Here is an 18,527-nt window from a genome sequence, read left to right as displayed (position 1 = left end):
GCGGCCAGCGCCTAGGCTCGGAGGATGACCGCCTCGGCGGCGCGACGACGGGAGCGGGAATTGCGACGACTCGGTTACGAGCGGTTCGGCGGACCGGACGTGCTGTCCTGGCGGGAGGCCCCGGTGCCGATGCCCGGACGCGGCGAGGTGCTGGTGCGCACGCGCGCCGCGAGCATCAACGCGACCGACGAGAAGATCCTCTCCGGTGCCGCCAGGATCATGGCGGTCGGCCGGAAGCGCCCCTACGGCTTCGGACTCGACATCGCCGGCACGGTCGAGGCGCTCGGCCCCGGCGACCACTCCGTCTCGATCGGCGACCGCGTCGTCGGCATGACCCGCGACGGCGACGCCTTCGCCGACGCCGCGATCGTCCGCGGCCGCTCGCTGGTTCCGCTGCCCGACGCCCTCGACGACGTGCAGGGGGTGACGCTGGCGATGTCCGGCGGCACCGCGATCGGCACGGTCGACGCCCTGCGGGTCCGCGCCGGCGAGCAGATCCTGGTGGGCGGCGGCTCCGGCGCGATCGGGAACCTCGTCGTGCAGCTGCTGCTCCGCGCGGGCTGCACCGTCGCGGCGACCGGCTCGGCCGCGTCCGCCGACACCCTGCGCGCACTCGGCGCCGAGCCGCACGACTACCGCCTGCTCGACCTCGGCGTGCTCGGCGGGCGCTTCGACGCGGTGCTCGACGTCTCCGGGCACCTGCCGGCGAAGGACGCCGCGCTCCTGCTCGCCGACGGCGGCCGCTACGCCACCCTCGTGCCGAGCGGCCCGAACCTCGGCGCCCAGGCGGCGAGCCTCGTCCGGCGCAGTCGGCCGAAGGTGAGCAACCTGATCGTCACGGCGAGTGCCGAGCGCATCGGCCGGGCCGTCTCGCTGGCCGTCTCGGGCGAGCTCGTCCCCGCGGCCGGCGCCGTGCATCCGCTCGAGGACGTCATCGCCGTGCTCTCGCGGCGGGCGCAGGGCACCGACCGGACGATCGGCAAGATCGTCTTCACCGCCGACGACGCGGCGCCGCTGAGCTGATCGAACCCGAGCCGACCGGCTCGGCGGACTCGCCCTTCTCCTCGCGCGGCGCCGCGGCGCCGAGGGAGAGGGTCGCCGCGAAGCCGACGGCGAGGAAGCCCGCCGCGGCGAACGCGGCGAAGCGCGTGCCGTCCGAGAGCGCCTCCCCGGCCGCGCGGGCGACGTCCGCCGACGCGGGGTCGGCCGCGAGTCCGGCGATGGCCGCTCCCGAGGAGTCGACGACCGCGTCCACCGTGCTGCTGACCTGCGCGGCCGGCAGGCCCTGCTCCTCCAGCGACGAGGTGAGCACGCCCGCGGTCGAGGTGTAGAGGATGGTGCCCAGCACCGCGATGCCGAGTGCCGAGCCGATCTGCCGGGCGGTCGACTGGGTGCCGGAGCCCTGGCCGCTGAGCTCGACGGGCACGTCGCGGAGGACCACTCCGGTCAGCTGCGCGGTGGCGAGGCCGACGCCGAAGCCGTAGACGGCGAGGAAGGGCACGAGCGCCCACCACGGCGTCGTGTCGGAGACGACGGCGCCGATGCCGACGACGCCCACGATCTCGGCCGCGAGCCCGACCCGGACGATCAGCACGGCGGAGACGCGGTTGCCGAGCGCGCCCGCGAAGCCGGAGGCGACGAACGAGCCGAGCGCGAGGGCGATCAGCACCAGCCCGGTCTGCACCGCGGTGTAGCCGAGCACGTTCTGCAGCCAGATCGGCAGGGCGAGGATGATGCCGAACTCGCCGAGCGAGACGATCATCGCGGCGATGCTGCCGTTGCGGAACGAGGCCAGCCGGAACAGCCGGAGCGAGAGCATCGCCGAGCGGCCGGCGCGCTCGCGGGCCCGGCCCCAGAGCACGAACGCGATCGTGGCGAGGACGGCGACGACGAAGGCGACCGGCACCGGCGAGGGCAGCCACCAGCCGAGGCTCCGGCCCTCGATCAGGCCGAAGACCAGGCCGGCGGAGGCGACGACCGAGAGCAGCGCGCCGACCAGGTCGACGCGGCCCGCGTCCGGCTGCTTCGACTCGTCGACGAAGAGCAGCGCGCCGACGACGATGACGATCCCGAGCGGGATGTTGATCCCGAAGGCCCAGCGCCAGGAGAAGTCGGTGGTGAGCCAGCCGCCGAGCAGCGGACCGACGGCGGTCATGCCGCCGATGGTCGAGCCCCAGACGGCGAACGCGATCGCCCGCTCCTTGCCGCGGAACGTCGCGTTGATCAGCGACAGCGTCGACGGCAGAACCATCGCGCCGCCGACGCCCTGCACCACCCGGGACAGGATCAGCAGGTCGCCGGTGGCCGCGAGCGAGGCGGCCACGGACGAGAGCGCGAACAGCGCGATGCCGACGACGAGCATCCGGCGCCGGCCCCAGCGGTCGGCGAGGGTGCCGAAGGCGAGCAGGAGCGCCGCGAAGACGAGCGTGTACGACTCCTGCACCCACTGCACCTGGGTCGAGGTGATGCCGAGGTCGGCGACGATCGACGGGATCGCCACGTTCACGATCGTCGAGTCGACGATGATCGTCGCCACGCCGAGGCTGATCACGATCAGTCCGATCCAGCGGCGCCGAGCTGCTGCGAGAGCCATGATGCCGTCCTCCTCCGCCCCGGAACCGGTCCAGAGCTCCATTAGTAAGCCAGCTGACTATATGCCTCGGCGGGCCGATGGCGCCAGGGTGGCGCGTGGAGAGGGGTCCGGAACAGTACCGGCCCGTGCCCCGCCGGACAAGGGCGAGAACCGCTCAGGGAGCGTTCGTCAGGATGGTCGCATGCCCGCATCTCCCCGTTCCTTCCCCTATCCCCTCGGCGTCTCCCTCCGCGGCGACGCCGGCGCGAACGTCGCCGTCTACTCCGAGACCGCGGACAGTGTCGAGGTCTGCCTCTTCGACTCCTCCGGCGCCGAGACCCGCGTCGCGCTCACCGAGCGCACCGGACACGTCTTCCACGGAATCGTCCCCGAGATGACGGTCGGCACCCGCTACGGCCTGCGCGTCGACGGCCCCTGGGATCCCGCCAACGGCCTCCGCCACAACGCCGCGAAGCTCCTGCTCGACCCGCACGCCACCGCGATCGAGGGCGGCTACGACTGGAGCGAGGACGTCTTCGGCCAGTTCTACGAGGACGCCGACAAGCGCAACGACGCCGACGACGCGGCCGCCGTGCCGCGCTGCGTCGTCACCGATCCCGACTCCTTCGACTGGACCGGCGACGAGGCCCCGCGCATCCCGCTGGACGAGACGGTCGTCTACGAGGTGCACGTGAAGGGGTTCACCCAGCTGCACCCGGACGTGCCCGAGAACGTCCGCGGCACCTACCGCGGCCTCGCGCACCCCGCGTCGATCAAGCACTTCACCGACCTCGGCGTGACCTCGGTCGAGCTGCTGCCGGTGCACCAGTTCGTGCAGGACTCGCACCTGGTCGAGAAAGGCCTGCGCAACTACTGGGGCTACAACTCGCTCGGCTTCTTCGCGCCGCACAACGAGTACTCCCACGCCGGCGACGACGGCTCGCAGGTCGACGAGTTCAAGGCGATGGTCAAGGCGTTCCACGAGGCGGGCCTCGAGGTCATCCTCGACGTGGTCTACAACCACACCGCCGAGGGCAACGACAAGGGACCGACCCTCTCCTTCAAGGGCATCGACAACGGCTCCTACTACCGCCTCGTCGAGGACGACCGCGCCAACTACTTCGACACCACCGGCACCGGCAACAGCCTCAACGTCGCGCACCCCGCGGCGCTGGGACTGATCATGGACTCGCTGCGCTACTGGGTGACCGAGATGCACGTCGACGGCTTCCGCTTCGACCTCGCCACCACGCTCACCCGCCAGACCGGCGAGGCCGAGGTGCACAGCGCCTTCCTCGACCTGATCGCGCAGGACCCGGTGCTCGCGCCCGTCAAGATGATCGCCGAGCCGTGGGACACCGCCGGCTACCAGGTGGGCGGCTTCCCCGCCGACTGGTCGGAGTGGAACGGGAAGTTCCGCGACGACGTGCGCGACTTCTGGCACGGCGCCGACTCCGTGCTCGGCACCACCGCGCAGCGGATCCTCGGCTCGCCGGACGTCTACGAGGCCGACAAGCGCTCCCCCGTCTCGAGCGTCAACTTCGTCACCGCGCACGACGGCTTCACCCTCGCCGACCTCACCGCCTACTCCCGCAAGCACAACGCGGCCAACGGCGAGGACAACAACGACGGCGAGAGCGACAACCGCTCCTCGAACAACGGCGCGGAGGGCGCGACCGACAACGGCGCCGTCAACGAGCGCCGGGCCCGGATGCGCCGCAACTTCCTCGCGACGCTGCTGCTCTCGGCCGGCGTGCCGATGATCCTCGGCGGCGACGAGATCGCGCGCACCCAGGGCGGCAACAACAACGCCTACTGCCAGGACGACGAGATCTCGTGGTTCGACTGGGAGAACGCGGACCTCAACCTGCTCGCCTTCACCCGCGAGCTGATCGCGCTGCGGAAGGCCGAGCCGGCCCTGCGGCCGAAGTGGTTCCGCCGTGCCCCCGGCGACGGCCCCGAGACCGTCGACATCCTGCGCTCGGACGCCGCCGGCTTCGCCGACGAGGACTGGGACAACCCGGACGCCCGCTCGATCACGTTCGTCTTCCGCTCCGAGGGCAGCGCCAGCTTCGCGCTGCTGATGAACTCGGCCGAGAACGGCGTCGAGTTCACGGTGCCGGACGCACCCGGCGCCGAGTGGCAGCTGGCCGCCTCGAGCGACCCGGAGCAGGTCGTCGAGGGCGAGGTCACCACGCTGATCGTGCGCGACGCGTCCTTCACGCTGCTGCGCTCCGCCGCCTCCTGATGACCGGGCCGGGCCGGACCTCGCGGCGCCTGCGCTTCAGTGGGCGCATCGCGGGGTTCGGCACGGCCTCCGGCACCCGGATCGTGCTCGGGCTGTGGGAGAGCACGCCGTTCGGCGCGTTCGCCGACGCCATGGTCGAGCGGGCGGACGGGCACCGGCTCCTGATCGCGCCGACGGACGAGGTCGCGGACTTCATCGGGTCGACCTACTCGTTCGACGAGGTGCGGCTCGCGCCGGTCGCCTGGCACCGCGGCGCCGGCGGGATCGACGCCACGGCCGGCCCGCTCTCGCTCGCGCTGCGCCTCGGCGGGCTCACTCCGCTGGGCCGCCTGCTGCGCATCGTGCCGCGGCCGCTCGCCGAGCACCCGGCCTGGCTGACCGCGATCTCCCCGGTCGCCTCCGTGCTGGTGCGCGGCGTGAGCACCGCGGGCTCGGCCGGCCACGGCAGGCGGGAGTACTACGGCGTCCGCGCCATCCGCTCGATCCTCGGGGTCACCGCCTCGCTCGACGGCGCGGACCTCGGCGCGCTCGGCCCGCTGTCGCCGCCGGTCCGCTTCGGCTTCTCGTCGGCACCGGCCACGCCGGCCCTCGTCGACGTCACCACCACCATCACGCTGCCCCGGACCCCCGGTGCGGCACGAGAGAGAGGAAGCGCCTCGTGAAGAAGGGCGACAAGATCAGCTGGAACACCTCGCAGGGCGAGACCCACGGCGAGCTGGTCGAGAAGAAGACGAAGGAGTTCCAGTTCGAGGGGCAGAAGTTCAACGCCTCGGACGACGAGCCCTACTGGATCGTGCAGAGCGACAAGACCGACGCGAAGGCCGCCCACAAGGAGTCCTCGCTGAAGAAGAAGTAGCGGCGCACACTGGGGAGCATGAGCAACGACGACGATGTGCGCCGGCTGGCGCTCCTGCTCCCCGGCGCCGAGGAGCGGACCGCCTACGGCACCCCGGCCTTCTACGCCGGCCCGAAGATGTTCGCCCGGCTGCACCAGCGGCCGGGTGTCCTGCTCGTCTGGCGGGCCGATCTCGGCGAGCGCGAGGCGCTGCTGCAGAGCGACCCGGACACGTACTTCACGACGAGCCACTACGACGGGCATCCGAGCGTGCTCGTGCGGCTGGAGCGCATCGCCGTGGACGAGCTCGGCGAGCTGCTGCGCGAGGCGTGGGCCGCGAGGGCGCCGCGCCGGCTACTCGACGGCGAGGCCTGACTCCTCGGTCCCCCGGCGACGAGTCACAGCTGTGCGCCGCGGCGCACCGTTTCGTGCACCCAGGCGAGCTTCTCGGCGATCGCGGGCGTGATGACGAAGGGGTAGAGGTCGTCCTTGCCCATCGAGCGGTTCACGCTGTTGAGGGCGAGCGAGAAGCCGTGCCAGCGGGCGAGGATCTCGGGCGTCTCCAGATCGGCGACGCGCTGCGCGCCGGTCGCCTGCACGCTGCCGACCAGCGACTCGGGGAGGCGGCCCCAGGGTCCGGCGACGGTCAGGCCGACCGTCGCGGTCGTCTCCAGCGCGTCGGCGATGTGCAGGTAGTGCGCGAAGGTCTCGGCGAAGTCCTCCCACGGGTGCGTCGTCGCGTACTGCGAGATGTGGTCGCGGGCCCAGTCCTCGGTCGACGCCCCGCCGTAGTGCGCGTCGAGCGCCGCACCGTAGTCGGCCCGCTCGTCGCCGAACAGCGCGCGGAACGCGGGCAGGAGCGGCGTGCCGTCGACGAGCAGCTGCCAGTAGTAGTGGCCGATCTCGTGCCGGAAGTGGCCGAGCATCGTCCGGTACGGCTCGCCGAGCCGCGCCTTGAGCGCCTCGCGGTGCGCGTCGTTCCCCTCGGCGAGGTCGACGGTGATCACGCCGTCGGCGTGCCCGGTCGTCACGGAGCCCTGTGCGGAGGAGAGCAGCTCGAAGGACAGCCGCCGACCGCGATGCACCGGCAGGTCGAGGTGCCGCAGCTGGCGCAGCAGCCGCCGCTTGGCGAACTCGGCGACCGTCAGCTGGCTCAGCGTCGCCGCGTCGTACACCGGCGGCCGGGCGCTCGTCAGCGCGCAGGAGGCGCAGGCGCCGCCGGTGCCCTCCGCCGCGAGCCAGGTGCAGTCGATCGTGCCGCGGTACACGCAGAGCGCCCGCCCCTCGGCCTCGACGAGCTCGTCCGCCTCGACGTCGTACGCGAGCGCCGTGCCGCAGCGCAGGCACCGCGCGTCCTCGAACTCCACCCGCGCCTCGCAGTGCGGACAGCCGAAGACGCGCATGACGGGCGAGCTTACCCGCCTTCTGGCCCGACGAGCCTCGAGTTCTCGCCTGCGCCGGCGCCGGCCATGTCGGCGAGGACATCGGCGACGATGAGCCGGATCCCCGAGAACGCCTCCGCCGATGAGTCCGCTGCCCAGGAGAGCGAGGGGAACTCCGCCACGGTGCCGAGGAACTGCTCGTCCTCCTGCGACCACTGGACCCGATAGGTGCAGCGCTCCGCGTCGGTCATGGTCGCCCCCCTTCCCCTTCTCGGTCGCCGCGAGCACCTGCTCGACGTGACCGGACGAGTATCACGGGCGATCTCAGCGAGGCAGTGATCGTGCGCCAGGCCACGTCACCGCGAACGGCGTCTCTCCAGACCTCGCCTGCGTGGAGACGGTGGGCCGGGCGCAGGACGCGCTCCTCACCGAACGGGGAGCGACCCGAGCCGAGGATGCTCGACCGCCGAGCGGTACGGTTGTGTCATGGACGTCAAGCAGGCCGCCGAGCGACTCGGGGTGACTCCGCGCCGCGTCGTGGCGCTGATCGCCGCCGGCCGGATCGAGGCGACGAAACTCGGCCGCCGCTGGGAGGTCACGGAGGTGTCCGGCGCACGTTCGCGCCGTCCTCTCTCGGTCAGGTCGCGGCAGTCGCTGGCGCACGCCCTGCACGAGCGGACCCTGTCGGGCCTCGAGGGGCAGGAGCTCGCCAGGACCGCCGCGCGCATCCGCCGGCTCCGCGCGTCGCAGGACCCCGCCGGGTTGCTGGCGGACTGGTGGGGTGGAGAGGTGGAGTCCGGGCTCGTCGACTTCGGCACCAATCTCGTGCAGCACGCACTCCACGGTGATCCGGACTACGTGCGAGAGGCACTGCACCGTCCGCGACGCGAGTACCTGCGACGCCTGGAAGACCTGGCGGATGCCGTGAGCTCGGAGCGACGCATCATGGGACTCTCGATCGACGACCTCGCGCGAGCCGCGGAGGTGGACGTCTCCGACGTCCGACGCCTCGAACGCGGTCTGCCGGTGTCGCGGCCCTCGACCGCCCGGCGCGTGCTGGACGCCCTGGGCGTCGAGCCGACCGCACTTCCCGATCTGGTGCTCCGGTGACGGAACGACTCGAAGCGTGGCTCGAGGGCAGACATGCCGGGCAGTTCACCCGGGACGCCGACGGCAGGATCGGCTTCAGCTACTCCGACGACGCACCGTCGACGCCGATCTCCCTGTCGCTGCCGCGCGAGGGCACGACGACGCGCGCGGCGGCGGCGAGGTTCCTCGACAACCTGCTGCCCGACCAGGAGCACACGCGACGCCGGATGGCACAGGCGTACGGGGTCGCGAGCACGGGGACGTTCGAACTCCTGCGGACGGTCGGCGGTGACGTCGCCGGCGGCCTGGTGCTCCTCCCCGACGGCGAGGCACCGCCGACGGGACTGGCGCGGCTGAATCCGGCTCTCGATCGGGACGTCGCCGACCGCATCACCAGCATCAAGCTCGATCCGGACGCCTGGGTGCCGCGACAGACTCCCGCGCGCTTCTCCCTGGCGGGAACGCAGGGGAAGTTCGCCCTGGCTCGAGTGGACCGGAACTGGTACTGGTCGAACGCCGCCGTGCCCTCGACGCACATCGTCAAGCCCGCGCGCCCGGAGCATCTCCACCTCGAGGAAGCGGAAGCGTCCGCGCTCGCGCTGGCCGCGGAGGCCGGCCTCCCGGCTCCCCGGGCGGCCGTCCTGCAGATGACGGATCAGACGGCGTTCGTCGTGGAGCGCTTCGACCGCGTCGTCGACGACGACACCGTGTTCGCGACACGACTCCACGCAGAGGACCTCGCTCAGGCGCTGGGCGTCGACGTCGCACGGAAGTACTCCGTGACGGCCGTGCAGATCGTGGAGAAGCTCCGGTCGGTCGACGCGACCGGCGGGGTGGTGCGCGCCTTCCTCCGGCAGCTGGCCTTCAACGTCCTCCTCGGCAACGCTGACGCGCATGCCAAGAACTACTCCGTCCTCCTCCGGCCCGACGCCGTCGGCCTCGCCCCGATCTACGACGCGGTTCCGACCGGCCTGTTCCCGGCGTTCGACCAGGAGCTGGCGATGCGCATCGCCGGCGCGCGGTTCCCGCAGGCGGTGACGCAGAACCACTGGCGGAAGCTCGCGAGGAGCACGGGGATCGACGAGGAGGAGGTCGTCACTCTCGTGGAGGAGGTGGCGCGCGGCGTCATCGCGAGGAACGACACCGCGTGGGCGACCCTCGACGACGATCAGGCGAGGCGACTGACCGAGACCGTGGAGCGCAACGTCGCCGTCGCGCTGGCACGGCCCCGCCGGGCGACGACCTAGGCGATGCGGATCAGCTTCTTGTTGACGAACTCCTCGAGGGCGCTGCGGCCCATCTCGCGGCCGGTGCCGGAGCGTTTGACACCGCCGAAGGGGAGCTCGGCCGCGTCGCCCAGGACGAGGTTGATCCAGACCATGCCGGCGTCGATGCGGTCGGCCAGGCGGAGGGCCTGCTCCGAGTCGGTCGTGTAGAGGTAGGAGCCCAGGCCGTAGGGGGTGTCGTTGGCGAGCGCGATCGCCTCGTCCTCGTCGTGCACGCGATAGAGCGCGGCGACGGGGCCGAAGAACTCCTCGCGGTAGGCGTTCATCTCGGGGGTGACGTCCTCGAGGACGGCCGGCGGGAAGAAGTTGCCGGTCACCTCGCCGCTCGCGCGGACGGTCGCGCCCTGCTCGCGGGCGACGGCGAGCTGCTGCTCGAGGCGCGCGGTCGCGGCGGCGGAGGAGAGCGGGCCGAGGAGGGTCCCCGAAGCGTGGGGATCCGCGGGCTGTGCGGCGGTGAAGGCCGCGGTGAACTTCTCCGCGAAGGCGTCGTATAGAGCGTCGATCACGATGAAGCGCTTGGCGGCGTTGCAGGACTGGCCGTTGTTGTCCAGGCGGGCGGCGACCGCGTCCTCGACGGCCTTGTCGAGGTCGTCGGTGGAGAGCAGCATGAACGGGTCGGAGCCGCCCAGCTCGAGGACGACCTTCTTGAGGTTCCGGCCGGCGATCTCGGCGACGGCCGCTCCTGCGCGCTCGGAGCCGGTGACGGAGACGCCCTGCACGCGCGGGTCGGCGATGACGGTCGCGGCCTGGTCGTTGCTGGCGTAGAGGTTCACGTAGACGCCGGCCGGGGCGCCGAGCTCCTCAGCGGCGGTGCGGAAGATGTCGGCGATCGCGGCGGCCGACTCCGGGCACTGCGGCGCGTGCTTGAGCAGGATCGTGTTGCCGTTCACCACGTTCGGGCCGGCGAAGCGGGCGACCTGGTAGTAGGGGAAGTTCCAGGGCATGATCCCCAGCAGCACGCCCAGGCCCGAGCGGCGGACGAACGCCGAGCCGGTGCCGTCGGCCAGCGCGATCGGCTCGTCCTTCAGGAACTCCTCGCCGTTCTCGGCGTAGTAGCGGTAGATGTCGGCCGCGAAGCCGACCTCGCCCTGCGCCTGGTCGAGCGGCTTGCCCATCTCGCGGACGATGATCTCGGCGAGGGCGTCGGCGCGCTCGACGTGCAGGTCCGCGACGCGGGCGATCAGCGCGGCGCGGGTGGCGACGGGCACGGTGCGCGACCAGGTGGAGTACGCGTCGTGGGCCGAGGCGATGGCGTCGGCGAGCTCGGCGTCGGTGATGCCGGGGTACTCGCTCAGCGTCTCGCCCGAGGCCGGGTCGATGACGGCGTAGCTGCTGCTGCTCATGCGGGGAGTGCTCCTTCACGGTCGCGGGCCGGCGCGGTCGCGTCGGTGGTGTCGTGCTGTGTCTCGGCGTCGGCGGTGTCCTCGTCGAGGATCTCCTGCGCCAGGCGCCGGCCGACGCGGATCGCGCCGTCGACGTGCTGGTAGCCCTCGGCCGCGAGGTCGCTCGAGCCGAAGCGGAGCGGGCCCACCGGCTCGAGCTGCAGCGCGCCGTAGCGGGTCAGTCCGCCGAGGTCGAAGCTCGCGGCGTACGCGCCCTGCGTCCACTCCTCCGACGCCCAGTCGCTCTCGTAGTAGACGACGGGGTCGAGCGCGGCCGGGCCGTAGTAGGCGGCGAGCGAGTCGAGGATCGCGGCCTTCCGCTCGGCCTCGGGCAGCGCGAGGACGCGGTCGGCCTTCTCGTCCGAGACGAAGCCGACGAGGGTTCCGCGCTCCTCCCCCGCGTTGGAGTTGTCGTAGGCCTCGTGCACGAGGGCGTGCGGGCTGAACGCGGTGCCGGAGAGGCCGTCGGCGCGCCAGAACGGGGTCGCGTAGGTCGCGTGCACCTTGATGACCAGGCCGAGGGACTGGTGCTGGAGCGCCTGCTGGCGGAGCCGGGGCAGCGGCGGGTCGAAGGTGATCCGGTTGACGAGGTTCGGCGGCACGGCGACGATCGCGCGGCGGGCCCGCACGGTGACGCCGTCGGCGCGGACGATCACGCCGTCGTCGCCGTACTCCACGGAGCGGACCGGCCGGCCGAGCAGGACGCGCTCGGCGCCCACGCGCTCGGCGAGCCGCTCCGGGACCTGCTGCAGACCGCCGAGGACGCGCTTGTCGAGGATGAAGTCGGCGTCGACGAGGTTGCCGAAGCTGCCCGCGCTCGCCGCCATCAGCAGGGCCTGCAGCAGCGAGAAGGAGTGCGCGGGCTTGGTGAGCATGGCGTCGGCGATGAAGAGCGCGATGTTCGCGCGGGCCTCGGCGTCGTCGCTCTGCGCCTCCAGCCAGGCGCTGAAGCTGATCCGGTCGTAGTCGTGCGCCCGCGGATGCGACCACGGAGCGGACGGGTCGGTCTCGGCGACGAGGCCGTCGAGGATCCCGATCAGGCGCTCGATCTCGGCCTCGGTGTCCGCGCCGCCGGGGAAGATGTCGCCGGTGAAGCGCCGGGCGCCGCCGTCGGCGCCGATGTAGACGCTCTCGCCCTCGCGGTAGCGGGAGTAGGTGTCGAGGCCGAGTTCGTCGAGCGTCTCGAGCAGGGCGGTCTGATCCGGCGAGACCCACTGCCCGCCGAGCTCGAGCATCTGGCCGTCGACCACGCGGGTCTCGAGGCGGCCGCCGACGCGCTCGCGCGCCTCGAGGACGACGACGCGGCGGCCCTGCTCCTGCAGCCGGAGGGCGGCGGTCAGGCCGGTGGCGCCGGCGCCGATCACGACCACGTCGCAGTCGAGATCGGATTCGGGGGCGGTCGCGCTGGACTCCACCACGCTGTGCATGACAACTCTTTCCGTCGGTGATCCCCGCTTTCGACGAGGGATTGCGAACAATCCTGGCACAGCAACGGTGGAGAAGGGCAGTGCGGGACGTGACGGATCGGTCTTTCCCGCGATACATAGGCGTGCTATGTTTAAGCACGTGCTCGAACCGTCCGCTCCCGTCCGCCTCGCCTCCGCCGCCACCGCGCTCGCGCGGTACGCGGGCCGCTCCAGCGGCGCCACCGGGCTCGGCGCGCAGTCCGGCGCCGTCTGGTCGACGCTCGCCGAGCTGCGCACCGCCTCCCCGATCCGATTGGGCGAGCTCGCCGAGCGCGTCCGGGTCACCCAGCCGACGATGACCGGCATCATCGCGCGCCTCGACGAGGCCGGCTGGATCCGCCGCGTGCACGACGAGAGCGACGGCCGCGCCTGGCTGATCGAGGGCACCGAGGCGGGAGCCGCGGCGCTCGCCGAGCACCGCCTCCGCCTCGACGCCGCCCTCGCCCCGCTGTTCGACGACCTCGACGACGACGACCGCCGCGCCCTCGAGCGCGCTGCGTCCCTCGTCGAGGAGCGCGTCCTGCGCGTCGCCGGCGGCCCCGCCTCCTGACTCCCCCTCCCCGCACGACCCCTCCCCCGAAAGGCCCCTCCGTGTCCACTCCCCACTCCCCCGCCGCGGGCGGCTCGATCCTCCGGCAGCCGCTCGCCGTCTGGGCCGTCGCCTTCGCCGCCGTCATCGCCTTCATGGGCATCGGCCTCGTCGACCCGATCCTCCCGGCCATCGCCGAGAGCCTCGAGGCGACGCCGACCGAGACCTCGCTGCTGTTCACCAGCTACCTCGTCATCACCGGCGTCGTGATGTTCTTCACCAGCTGGCTCTCCAGCCGCATCGGCGCGAAGAAGACGCTGATGATCGGCCTGGTGCTGATCGTGGTCTTCGCCGCGCTGGCCGGCACGGCCGGCAGCGTCGAGGGCGTCATCGGCTTCCGCGCCGGCTGGGGCTTCGGCAACGCGCTCTTCATCTCGACCGCGCTCTCGACGATCGTCGGCGCGGCCAGCGGAGGCTCCTCCGCGGCGATCGTGCTCTACGAGGCCGCGCTCGGCGTCGGCATCGCGATCGGCCCGCTGCTCGGCGGCCTCCTCGGGTCCGTCTCCTGGCGCGGACCGTTCTTCGGCACGGCCGTGCTGATGGCCGTCGGCTTCATCGCCATCGCGACCCTGCTGCGCGAGGACGGCCCGCGGCCCACCCCGACGCCGCTCTCCGCGCCGTTCAAGGCGCTGGCCGTGCCCGCGATCCGGACCCTCGCCGGTGCGGCGCTGTTCTACAACATCGGCTTCTTCGTGCTGCTGGCCTACACGCCGTACCCGCTCGGACTCGACGAGATGGGGCTCGGCTTCACCTTCTTCGGCTGGGGCCTCGGCGTCGCGATCACCTCGGTCTTCGTCGCTCCGCTGCTGACAGCGCGGCTGCCGCGCACCGTCGTGCTCCGCTCGGTGCTGGTGCTGCTCGCGCTCGACCTCGTCGCCGGCGGACTGCTGATCTCCTCGCGGGTCGGCCTGATCGTCTGCATCATCGTCGGCGGCCTGCTGCTGGGCGTCGTCAACACCGTGCTGACCGAGTGCGTGATGGAGGCGACCGACCTGCCGCGTTCCGTGGCCTCGTCCTCCTACTCGGGCGTGCGCTTCCTCGGCGGCGCGATCGCCCCGCCCGCCGCCTCGGCGCTGGCCGCGGCGATCTCGCCGGCCTTCCCGATGTACGCGGCGGCGGGCGCGGTGCTGATCGCCTCGCTGATCGTGTTCCTCGGGCGGCGGACCCTGGCGCGCGCGGACGCGCACGGCGCCGAGAGCGCCGCAGTCGAGGCCCAGTCCATCGCGGTGGGCGAGAGCCTCTGACGGTGCTCACCGGGAGGGGCGTCCCTGCCGCCCCTCCCGCAGTCGGCTCCCGGCGCGACCGGGTCCCGCGGAGCGTCTCGCGTTCGCTGCGCGGAATCGCTTGGCACGCGATTCCGCGGGATGCTCCTGCGCCCTGCTTGCGGGGATGCTCCGAACGAAGCAGTACCTGAGCACGGGTGCCGCTGTGAGGGCCGTTCATGCTGATCGAGTAGCACGCGCAGCGGGCGTATCGAGATCCACCGTCGTCCGGGCTCGGGCCGTCAGGGCGCGACCTCGAACATCCGGGGGCGGAGCGGTGCGGTGCGCGGATCCGCGGCGCAGGCCTCGAGGGCGGCGGCGAGCACGCCCGGCGCCGGCCGCGCGTCGCGGACGTACACGTCCACGCCTGCCGGGGTGAACGGCGTGCGGGCGAAGCGGGTCAGCGCCCAGCCCGCTTCGGCGTCGGCCGCGACGAAGGACCAGCGGCTGCGGGCCAGCAGCGTCAGCGGCTCGACGCCGCGCCAGCGGAAGCCGTCGGGATCCGCGGGGTCGGGGGCGTCGATCCCGACCACGTAGCGGGTCGAGCGCCGGCCGCGCCAGCTGACGACGTCGCCGACCTCTCCGCTCGGCAGCGGCGCGTAGGTGATCGCCACCCCCTCGCGCCCCCGCCACAGTGGCAGGCTCGAGCCGCGCACGAACCAGGTCCCCGTCGCCAGGGCGGCACGATCGATCGCGGGAGCGTCGATCACGGCAGCGCGTGCTTCACGTTGGAGCGGGCCAGCGCGATCGCCTCGCCCGCGCCGCCGTTCATCACCATCTTCGACATCGCCAGCGCGAAGCCCTTCACCTGCGCGCCGGTGACCGTCGGCGGCAGCGAGAGCGCGAGCGGATCCGTGACCACGTCCACGAGCACCGGCCCCGGGTCGGCGAGCGCCTCGCGCAGGGCGGACTCCACCTCGCGCGGGTCCTCGACCCGGATCCCCCGGATGCCGACCGCCGTCGCCACCTGCGCGTAGTCGACCATCGGCACGTCCACCGCGAAGTCGGGGAAGCCGTCGACGAGCATCTCCACCTTCACCAGGCCGAGCGTCGAGTTGTTGAAGACGACGATCGTCACCGGCAGCTTGTAGGCCGCGACCGTCACCAGCTCGCCCATCAGCATCGAGAGCCCGCCGTCGCCGCTCAGCGAGACGACCTGGCGGCCCGGCTGCGCCAGTTGGGCGCCGACGGCCTGCGGCAGCGCGTTCGCCATCGAGCCGTGCGAGTACGAACCGAGCAGCCGGCGGCGCCCGTTCGGCGTGACGTAGCGGGCCTGCCAGACGTTGCCCATGCCGGTGTCGGCGGTGACGATCGCGTCGTCGGCGAGCAGCTCGTCGAGCGTCGACGCGACCAGCTCCGGATGGATCGGCTGCTTCGTGGCGACCTCGGTGTACTTGCCCACGACTCCCGTGACGAGCTTCTCGTGCTTCTTCAGGAGCTTGTCGAGGAAGCGGTGGTCCTTGCGCGTGACCAGCGGGGTCAGCGCGTCCAGGGTCGTGGCGACGTCGCCGTGCACGGGATGCGCGACGCTCACGCGGCGGCCGAGCTTGGACGCATCGCTGTCGACCTGCGCGATGACGACCTTCGTCGCGTCCGGCAGGAACTGCTCGTAGGGGAAGTCGGTCCCGAGCAGGATCAGCAGGTCGGCGTCGTGCATGCCCGCGTGGGCGGCGCCGTAGCCGAGCAGCCCGGTCATGCCGACGTCGTAGGGGTTGTCGTACTGGATCCACTCCTTGCCGCGCAGGCTGTGCCCGATCGGCGCTCCGATCAGCTCGGCGAACGCGACGACCTCGTCGTGGGCGTCCCGCACGCCCGCGCCGGCGAAGATCGCGACCGTCTTCGCCTCGTCGATCGCCTGCGCGAGCGCGCGGACGTCGGCCGCGGCGGGCACCAGGGCCGGCCGCTCCGGAAGCACGAAGGACGGGAAGTCGCCCTCCGCCTCGAACTCGGCGACGTCGCCCGGGAGGGTCACCACGGCCACGCCGCGGAGCGCGACGGCACTGCGCATCGCCGCGTTGACGACCCGCGGGGCCTGCGCCGCCGTCGAGACCAGCTCGCGGTAGTGCGAGCACTCGACGAAGAGGCGGTCGGGGTGCGTCTCCTGGAAGTAGCCGGAGCCGATCTCGCCGCTCGGGATGTGGCTCGCGATGGCGAGCACGGGCGCACCCGAGCGGTGCGCGTCGTACAGGCCGTTGATCAGGTGCAGGTTGCCGGGGCCGCAGCTCCCGGCGCAGACCGCCAGCTTCCCGGTGATCTGCGCCTCCGCGCCGGCCGCGAAGGCGGCGGCCTCCTCGTTGCGGACGTGGATCCAGTCGATCCCGCCCTTCGCCGAGCCGCCGCTGCGGCGCACCGCGTCGACGATCGGATTGAGCGAGTCCCCGACGATCCCGTAGATCCGGGCGACCCCGGCGTCGATGAGCTGGGCGATGAGCTGGTCTGCGACGGTCTTCTGAGCCATGACCCCATTCGACTCCACCCGGCTGGACTTCGTCTGCCCCCCGCGGGGCCTTGCCGGGCGGCGGCGATCGGAGTAGCGGGCCGCACCGCAGGGGGGGTGCCCGAGCGGCCCTCGCCGCCCCTACCCTGGAGCCGACCCCGCCACCGCCGCTGTCTGGAGCCCTCGATGAACCGCCGCCGTTCCGCCCTCGTCCTCGCCGCCGCCGCCGCTCTCGCCCTCGGCCTCACCGGCTGCTCGGGGATCAACAGCATGATGGGCGGCGAGACCCGCGACGACACCTCGGGCGAGATCGTCGACGGCGGCACGACCGACGTCTTCCAGCTCCGCGTCGGCGACTGCCTGAACGACGAGCTGAGCGAGACCGCGACCGAGGTCACCGACGTCCCGACCGTGCCGTGCTCCGACGCGCACAGCTACGAGGTCTTCCAGAACATCACGATGGCCGACGCGGACGAGTACCCCGGCGAGACGGCGACCACCGAGCAGGCCGACTCCGAGTGCCAGGCCGCGTTCGAGGGCTTCGTCGGCCTCAGCTACGAGGAGTCGCAGTACGACTTCAGCTACTACTACCCGACCCAGGAGAGCTGGGACGGCGGCGACCGCGTCATCAACTGCCTGATCACCGACCCCGCGGGCCCGAGCACCGGCACCCTCTCGGGCGCCGCCGCCTGACCGCCTGACCCACCCCGCGAGATGCCACTTGTGCACGCTTTTCACGGCGTGTCGCGCTCATAAGTGGCATCTCGCGGTGGGGATCAGCGCGGGCCCGCGGGGCGGGGGAAGAGGGTGAGGAGCAGGCCCGAGGCGATCCAGACGGCGGCGATGCCGAGGACGAGCCAGCCGGCGTCGAGGCCGGAGGCGGCGCCCGCGAGCGCGGCGCCGACCGCGGCGGCGGCGGCGCGCAGGCCCGCGCCGATGGTGAAGACCTGGGAGCGGACGGCGGCCGGGCTCTCCTGATCGCGCAGCAGCAGCATCGCGGCGTTCGCGGGCGCGGTGAAGACCCCGGCGACGGCGAACGCGACGAGGGCCACGACGATCCCGAGGTCGGGCGCGGCGGCGAGCAGGGCGACGCCGGTCGCGGCGAAGCCCGCGCCCATCACCCAGGCCGGCGGGCGGTGGGTCCAGCGCCGCACGGCGACCGCGATCGCGCCGAGCAGCCCGCCGACGGCGAACGCGGTGAGCAGCCCGGCCGCCGCATCCGTGCTGCCCACCCGCTCGAGCGACAGGCCGATCGCCGCGACTCCGGCCGCACCGCCGCCGATCTGGCTGATCGTCCCGGAGAGGGTGACGATCGCGATCGGCCGGTGCCGCACGAGGTGCGTGACGCCGGCCGCGATGGTGCGCCGGACGCCGACGGTGGGCGTCGGCCGCGCCTCCATCCGCAGGGCGAGCGAGCCGAGGACACCGACGAGCGCGAGGGCCGCCATCGCGAGCATCGCGAAGCGGGCCGAGGCGACGGCGATCACCAGCCCGGCGATCGCGGGGCCGCCGATGGAGGCGACGGTGTAGGACAGCGAGTCCTGGGCGTAGGCGCGGCGCGGGTCGGCGATCGCGCTGGTCACGAAGCTCGACATGCCGCCCATGTAGACCGGGGTCGCCAGGCCCGCGATCACCAGCAGCAGCGCGATCAGCGCCGTCGGCGCGTCACCGAGGAAGGACGCGAGCGCGAAGGAGGCGGCGGTGGCCAGCGCCGCGCCGACCAGCAGCCGACGCGGTGCGCGCACCCGGTCGAGCACGGTGCCGACCAGCGGAGCCGCGATCACGCTCGGGAACAGGGCGGCGCCGGTCAGCAGCCCGCCGAGGGCGACGTCGTCGAGGCGCTCGACGGCGAGGACGGGCAGGGCGACGACCATCCCCGCGCTCGCGAGGCGCAGGGGGATCGAGGCGGTCAGGTAGGTGGCGGCGCTCATGCGGCTCGGGAGGACATCGCCTGCCATTTTTCCACGCTCTCGAGGGCC

At 72.7% G+C, this 18,527-nt stretch carries 18 protein-coding genes; 10 read left to right on the top strand and 8 right to left on the bottom strand.

Going from position 1 to position 18,527, the window contains the following annotated elements; translation table 11 throughout:
* Window positions 1–24 precede the first annotated feature (24 nt).
* On the top strand, window positions 25–1,023 hold the full coding sequence (locus EDF22_RS00710; protein WP_123701632.1) for an NADP-dependent oxidoreductase: 999 nt from the start codon (window positions 25–27) through the stop codon (window positions 1,021–1,023).
* Here EDF22_RS00710 and EDF22_RS00705 read toward each other — a convergent pair.
* Complete coding sequence (locus EDF22_RS00705; protein ID WP_123704580.1) at window positions 992–2,593, bottom strand: DHA2 family efflux MFS transporter permease subunit; 1,602 nt, start codon at window positions 2,591–2,593, stop codon at window positions 992–994. The genes EDF22_RS00710 and EDF22_RS00705 overlap by 32 nt on opposite strands.
* Before the next feature lie 181 nt (window positions 2,594–2,774).
* Here EDF22_RS00705 and glgX point away from each other — a divergent pair, with 181 nt between their 5' ends.
* The 4 genes from glgX to EDF22_RS00685 are packed head-to-tail and all read left to right on the top strand — an operon-like array spanning window position 2,775 to window position 6,030.
* Complete coding sequence (glgX, locus tag EDF22_RS00700) at window positions 2,775–4,820, top strand: glycogen debranching protein GlgX (RefSeq protein ID WP_123701631.1); 2,046 nt, start codon at window positions 2,775–2,777, stop codon at window positions 4,818–4,820.
* On the top strand, window positions 4,820–5,482 hold the full coding sequence (locus tag EDF22_RS00695; protein WP_123701629.1) for a hypothetical protein: 663 nt from the start codon (window positions 4,820–4,822) through the stop codon (window positions 5,480–5,482). The genes glgX and EDF22_RS00695 overlap by 1 nt, the downstream gene beginning before the upstream one ends.
* Window positions 5,479–5,676, top strand: coding sequence for a DUF2945 domain-containing protein (locus EDF22_RS00690; RefSeq protein WP_123701627.1), 198 nt, complete (start codon window positions 5,479–5,481; stop codon window positions 5,674–5,676). Before EDF22_RS00695 ends, EDF22_RS00690 begins: the two co-directional genes overlap by 4 nt.
* 18 nt (window positions 5,677–5,694) lie before the next feature.
* Window positions 5,695–6,030 carry an MmcQ/YjbR family DNA-binding protein gene (locus EDF22_RS00685; RefSeq protein WP_123701625.1) on the top strand — a complete coding sequence of 112 codons (336 nt, stop codon included), beginning with the start codon at window positions 5,695–5,697 and terminating at the stop codon, window positions 6,028–6,030.
* A 23-nt stretch (window positions 6,031–6,053) separates the two neighbouring features.
* Here the strand turns inward: EDF22_RS00685 and EDF22_RS00680 are convergent, their stop codons facing one another.
* Together EDF22_RS00680 and EDF22_RS00675 are read right to left on the bottom strand one after the other, a co-directional pair.
* On the bottom strand, window positions 6,054–7,058 hold the full coding sequence (locus tag EDF22_RS00680) for a putative zinc-binding metallopeptidase (protein WP_123701623.1): 1,005 nt from the start codon (window positions 7,056–7,058) through the stop codon (window positions 6,054–6,056).
* 11 nt (window positions 7,059–7,069) lie between these two features.
* The gene (locus EDF22_RS00675; RefSeq protein WP_123701621.1) at window positions 7,070–7,288 is read right to left on the bottom strand and encodes a hypothetical protein; all 219 of its coding nucleotides are present in this window, start codon (window positions 7,286–7,288) and stop codon (window positions 7,070–7,072) included.
* 235 nt (window positions 7,289–7,523) lie between these two features.
* Here EDF22_RS00675 and EDF22_RS00670 point away from each other — a divergent pair, with 235 nt between their 5' ends.
* Together EDF22_RS00670 and EDF22_RS00665 are read left to right on the top strand one after the other, a co-directional pair.
* A complete protein-coding gene (locus EDF22_RS00670; RefSeq protein ID WP_123701619.1) occupies window positions 7,524–8,147 on the top strand; it encodes a helix-turn-helix domain-containing protein in 624 nt (207 codons plus the stop codon).
* Window positions 8,144–9,373, top strand: coding sequence for a HipA domain-containing protein (locus EDF22_RS00665; protein ID WP_123701618.1), 1,230 nt, complete (start codon window positions 8,144–8,146; stop codon window positions 9,371–9,373). The genes EDF22_RS00670 and EDF22_RS00665 overlap by 4 nt, the downstream gene beginning before the upstream one ends.
* Here the strand turns inward: EDF22_RS00665 and EDF22_RS00660 are convergent.
* Together EDF22_RS00660 and EDF22_RS00655 are read right to left on the bottom strand one after the other, a co-directional pair.
* Window positions 9,370–10,755, bottom strand: a complete 1,386-nt coding sequence (locus EDF22_RS00660) for an NAD-dependent succinate-semialdehyde dehydrogenase (protein WP_123701616.1) — start codon at window positions 10,753–10,755, stop codon at window positions 9,370–9,372. The genes EDF22_RS00665 and EDF22_RS00660 overlap by 4 nt on opposite strands.
* Window positions 10,752–12,221: an NAD(P)/FAD-dependent oxidoreductase gene (locus EDF22_RS00655; RefSeq protein WP_123701614.1), complete on the bottom strand. Its 1,470-nt coding sequence runs from the start codon at window positions 12,219–12,221 to the stop codon at window positions 10,752–10,754. Before EDF22_RS00655 ends, EDF22_RS00660 begins: the two co-directional genes overlap by 4 nt.
* 127 nt (window positions 12,222–12,348) lie before the next feature.
* On the opposite strand from EDF22_RS00655, the gene EDF22_RS00650 reads away from it, so the two are divergent.
* Window positions 12,349–12,810, top strand: a complete 462-nt coding sequence (locus tag EDF22_RS00650) for a MarR family winged helix-turn-helix transcriptional regulator (RefSeq protein ID WP_185038642.1) — start codon at window positions 12,349–12,351, stop codon at window positions 12,808–12,810.
* A 41-nt stretch (window positions 12,811–12,851) separates the two neighbouring features.
* Entirely contained in the window at window positions 12,852–14,093 is a 1,242-nt protein-coding gene (locus EDF22_RS00645; protein ID WP_123444789.1) for an MFS transporter, read from the top strand.
* Between the two features lie 260 nt (window positions 14,094–14,353).
* Here the strand turns inward: EDF22_RS00645 and EDF22_RS00640 are convergent, their stop codons facing one another.
* Both EDF22_RS00640 and EDF22_RS00635 read right to left on the bottom strand, forming a co-directional pair.
* Complete coding sequence (locus tag EDF22_RS00640; RefSeq protein ID WP_123701610.1) at window positions 14,354–14,821, bottom strand: hypothetical protein; 468 nt, start codon at window positions 14,819–14,821, stop codon at window positions 14,354–14,356.
* A complete protein-coding gene (locus EDF22_RS00635; RefSeq protein ID WP_123701608.1) occupies window positions 14,818–16,569 on the bottom strand; it encodes a pyruvate dehydrogenase in 1,752 nt (583 codons plus the stop codon). The genes EDF22_RS00640 and EDF22_RS00635 overlap by 4 nt, the downstream gene beginning before the upstream one ends.
* Before the next feature lie 165 nt (window positions 16,570–16,734).
* Between EDF22_RS00635 and EDF22_RS00630 the strand changes: the two genes are divergently transcribed.
* Window positions 16,735–17,241, top strand: coding sequence for a septum formation family protein (locus tag EDF22_RS00630; RefSeq protein ID WP_123444786.1), 507 nt, complete (start codon window positions 16,735–16,737; stop codon window positions 17,239–17,241).
* Window positions 17,242–17,324: 83 nt separating this feature from the next.
* Here EDF22_RS00630 and EDF22_RS00625 read toward each other — a convergent pair whose 3' ends face one another.
* Window positions 17,325–18,506, bottom strand: coding sequence for an MFS transporter (locus tag EDF22_RS00625; protein ID WP_123701606.1), 1,182 nt, complete (start codon window positions 18,504–18,506; stop codon window positions 17,325–17,327).
* Window positions 18,507–18,527 lie beyond the last annotated feature (21 nt).

Origin of the sequence: Rathayibacter sp. PhB127, assembly GCF_003751665.1 — a bacterium.
Classification (GTDB): domain Bacteria; phylum Actinomycetota; class Actinomycetes; order Actinomycetales; family Microbacteriaceae; genus Rathayibacter; species Rathayibacter festucae.
Note: the sequence above shows the minus strand (reverse complement) of the source record. Positions and strands in the feature narration are given on the sequence as shown.

Bases quoted from the DNA above. Each gene is read 5' to 3' on its own strand.
- EDF22_RS00710 (WP_123701632.1), top strand. From the start codon at position 25: ATGACCGCCTCGGCGGCGCGACGACGGGAGCGGGAATTGCGACGACTC.
- EDF22_RS00705 (WP_123704580.1), bottom strand. From the start codon at position 2,593: ATGGCTCTCGCAGCAGCTCGGCGCCGCTGGATCGGACTGATCGTGATC.
- glgX (WP_123701631.1), top strand. From the start codon at position 2,775: ATGCCCGCATCTCCCCGTTCCTTCCCCTATCCCCTCGGCGTCTCCCTC.
- EDF22_RS00695 (WP_123701629.1), top strand. From the start codon at position 4,820: ATGACCGGGCCGGGCCGGACCTCGCGGCGCCTGCGCTTCAGTGGGCGC.
- EDF22_RS00685 (WP_123701625.1), top strand. From the start codon at position 5,695: ATGAGCAACGACGACGATGTGCGCCGGCTGGCGCTCCTGCTCCCCGGC.
- EDF22_RS00680 (WP_123701623.1), bottom strand. From the start codon at position 7,058: ATGCGCGTCTTCGGCTGTCCGCACTGCGAGGCGCGGGTGGAGTTCGAG.
- EDF22_RS00675 (WP_123701621.1), bottom strand. From the start codon at position 7,288: ATGACCGACGCGGAGCGCTGCACCTATCGGGTCCAGTGGTCGCAGGAG.
- EDF22_RS00670 (WP_123701619.1), top strand. From the start codon at position 7,524: ATGGACGTCAAGCAGGCCGCCGAGCGACTCGGGGTGACTCCGCGCCGC.
- EDF22_RS00660 (WP_123701616.1), bottom strand. From the start codon at position 10,755: ATGAGCAGCAGCAGCTACGCCGTCATCGACCCGGCCTCGGGCGAGACG.
- EDF22_RS00655 (WP_123701614.1), bottom strand. From the start codon at position 12,221: ATGCACAGCGTGGTGGAGTCCAGCGCGACCGCCCCCGAATCCGATCTC.
- EDF22_RS00650 (WP_185038642.1), top strand. From the start codon at position 12,349: ATGTTTAAGCACGTGCTCGAACCGTCCGCTCCCGTCCGCCTCGCCTCC.
- EDF22_RS00635 (WP_123701608.1), bottom strand. From the start codon at position 16,569: ATGGCTCAGAAGACCGTCGCAGACCAGCTCATCGCCCAGCTCATCGAC.
- EDF22_RS00630 (WP_123444786.1), top strand. From the start codon at position 16,735: ATGAACCGCCGCCGTTCCGCCCTCGTCCTCGCCGCCGCCGCCGCTCTC.
- EDF22_RS00625 (WP_123701606.1), bottom strand. From the start codon at position 18,506: ATGGCAGGCGATGTCCTCCCGAGCCGCATGAGCGCCGCCACCTACCTG.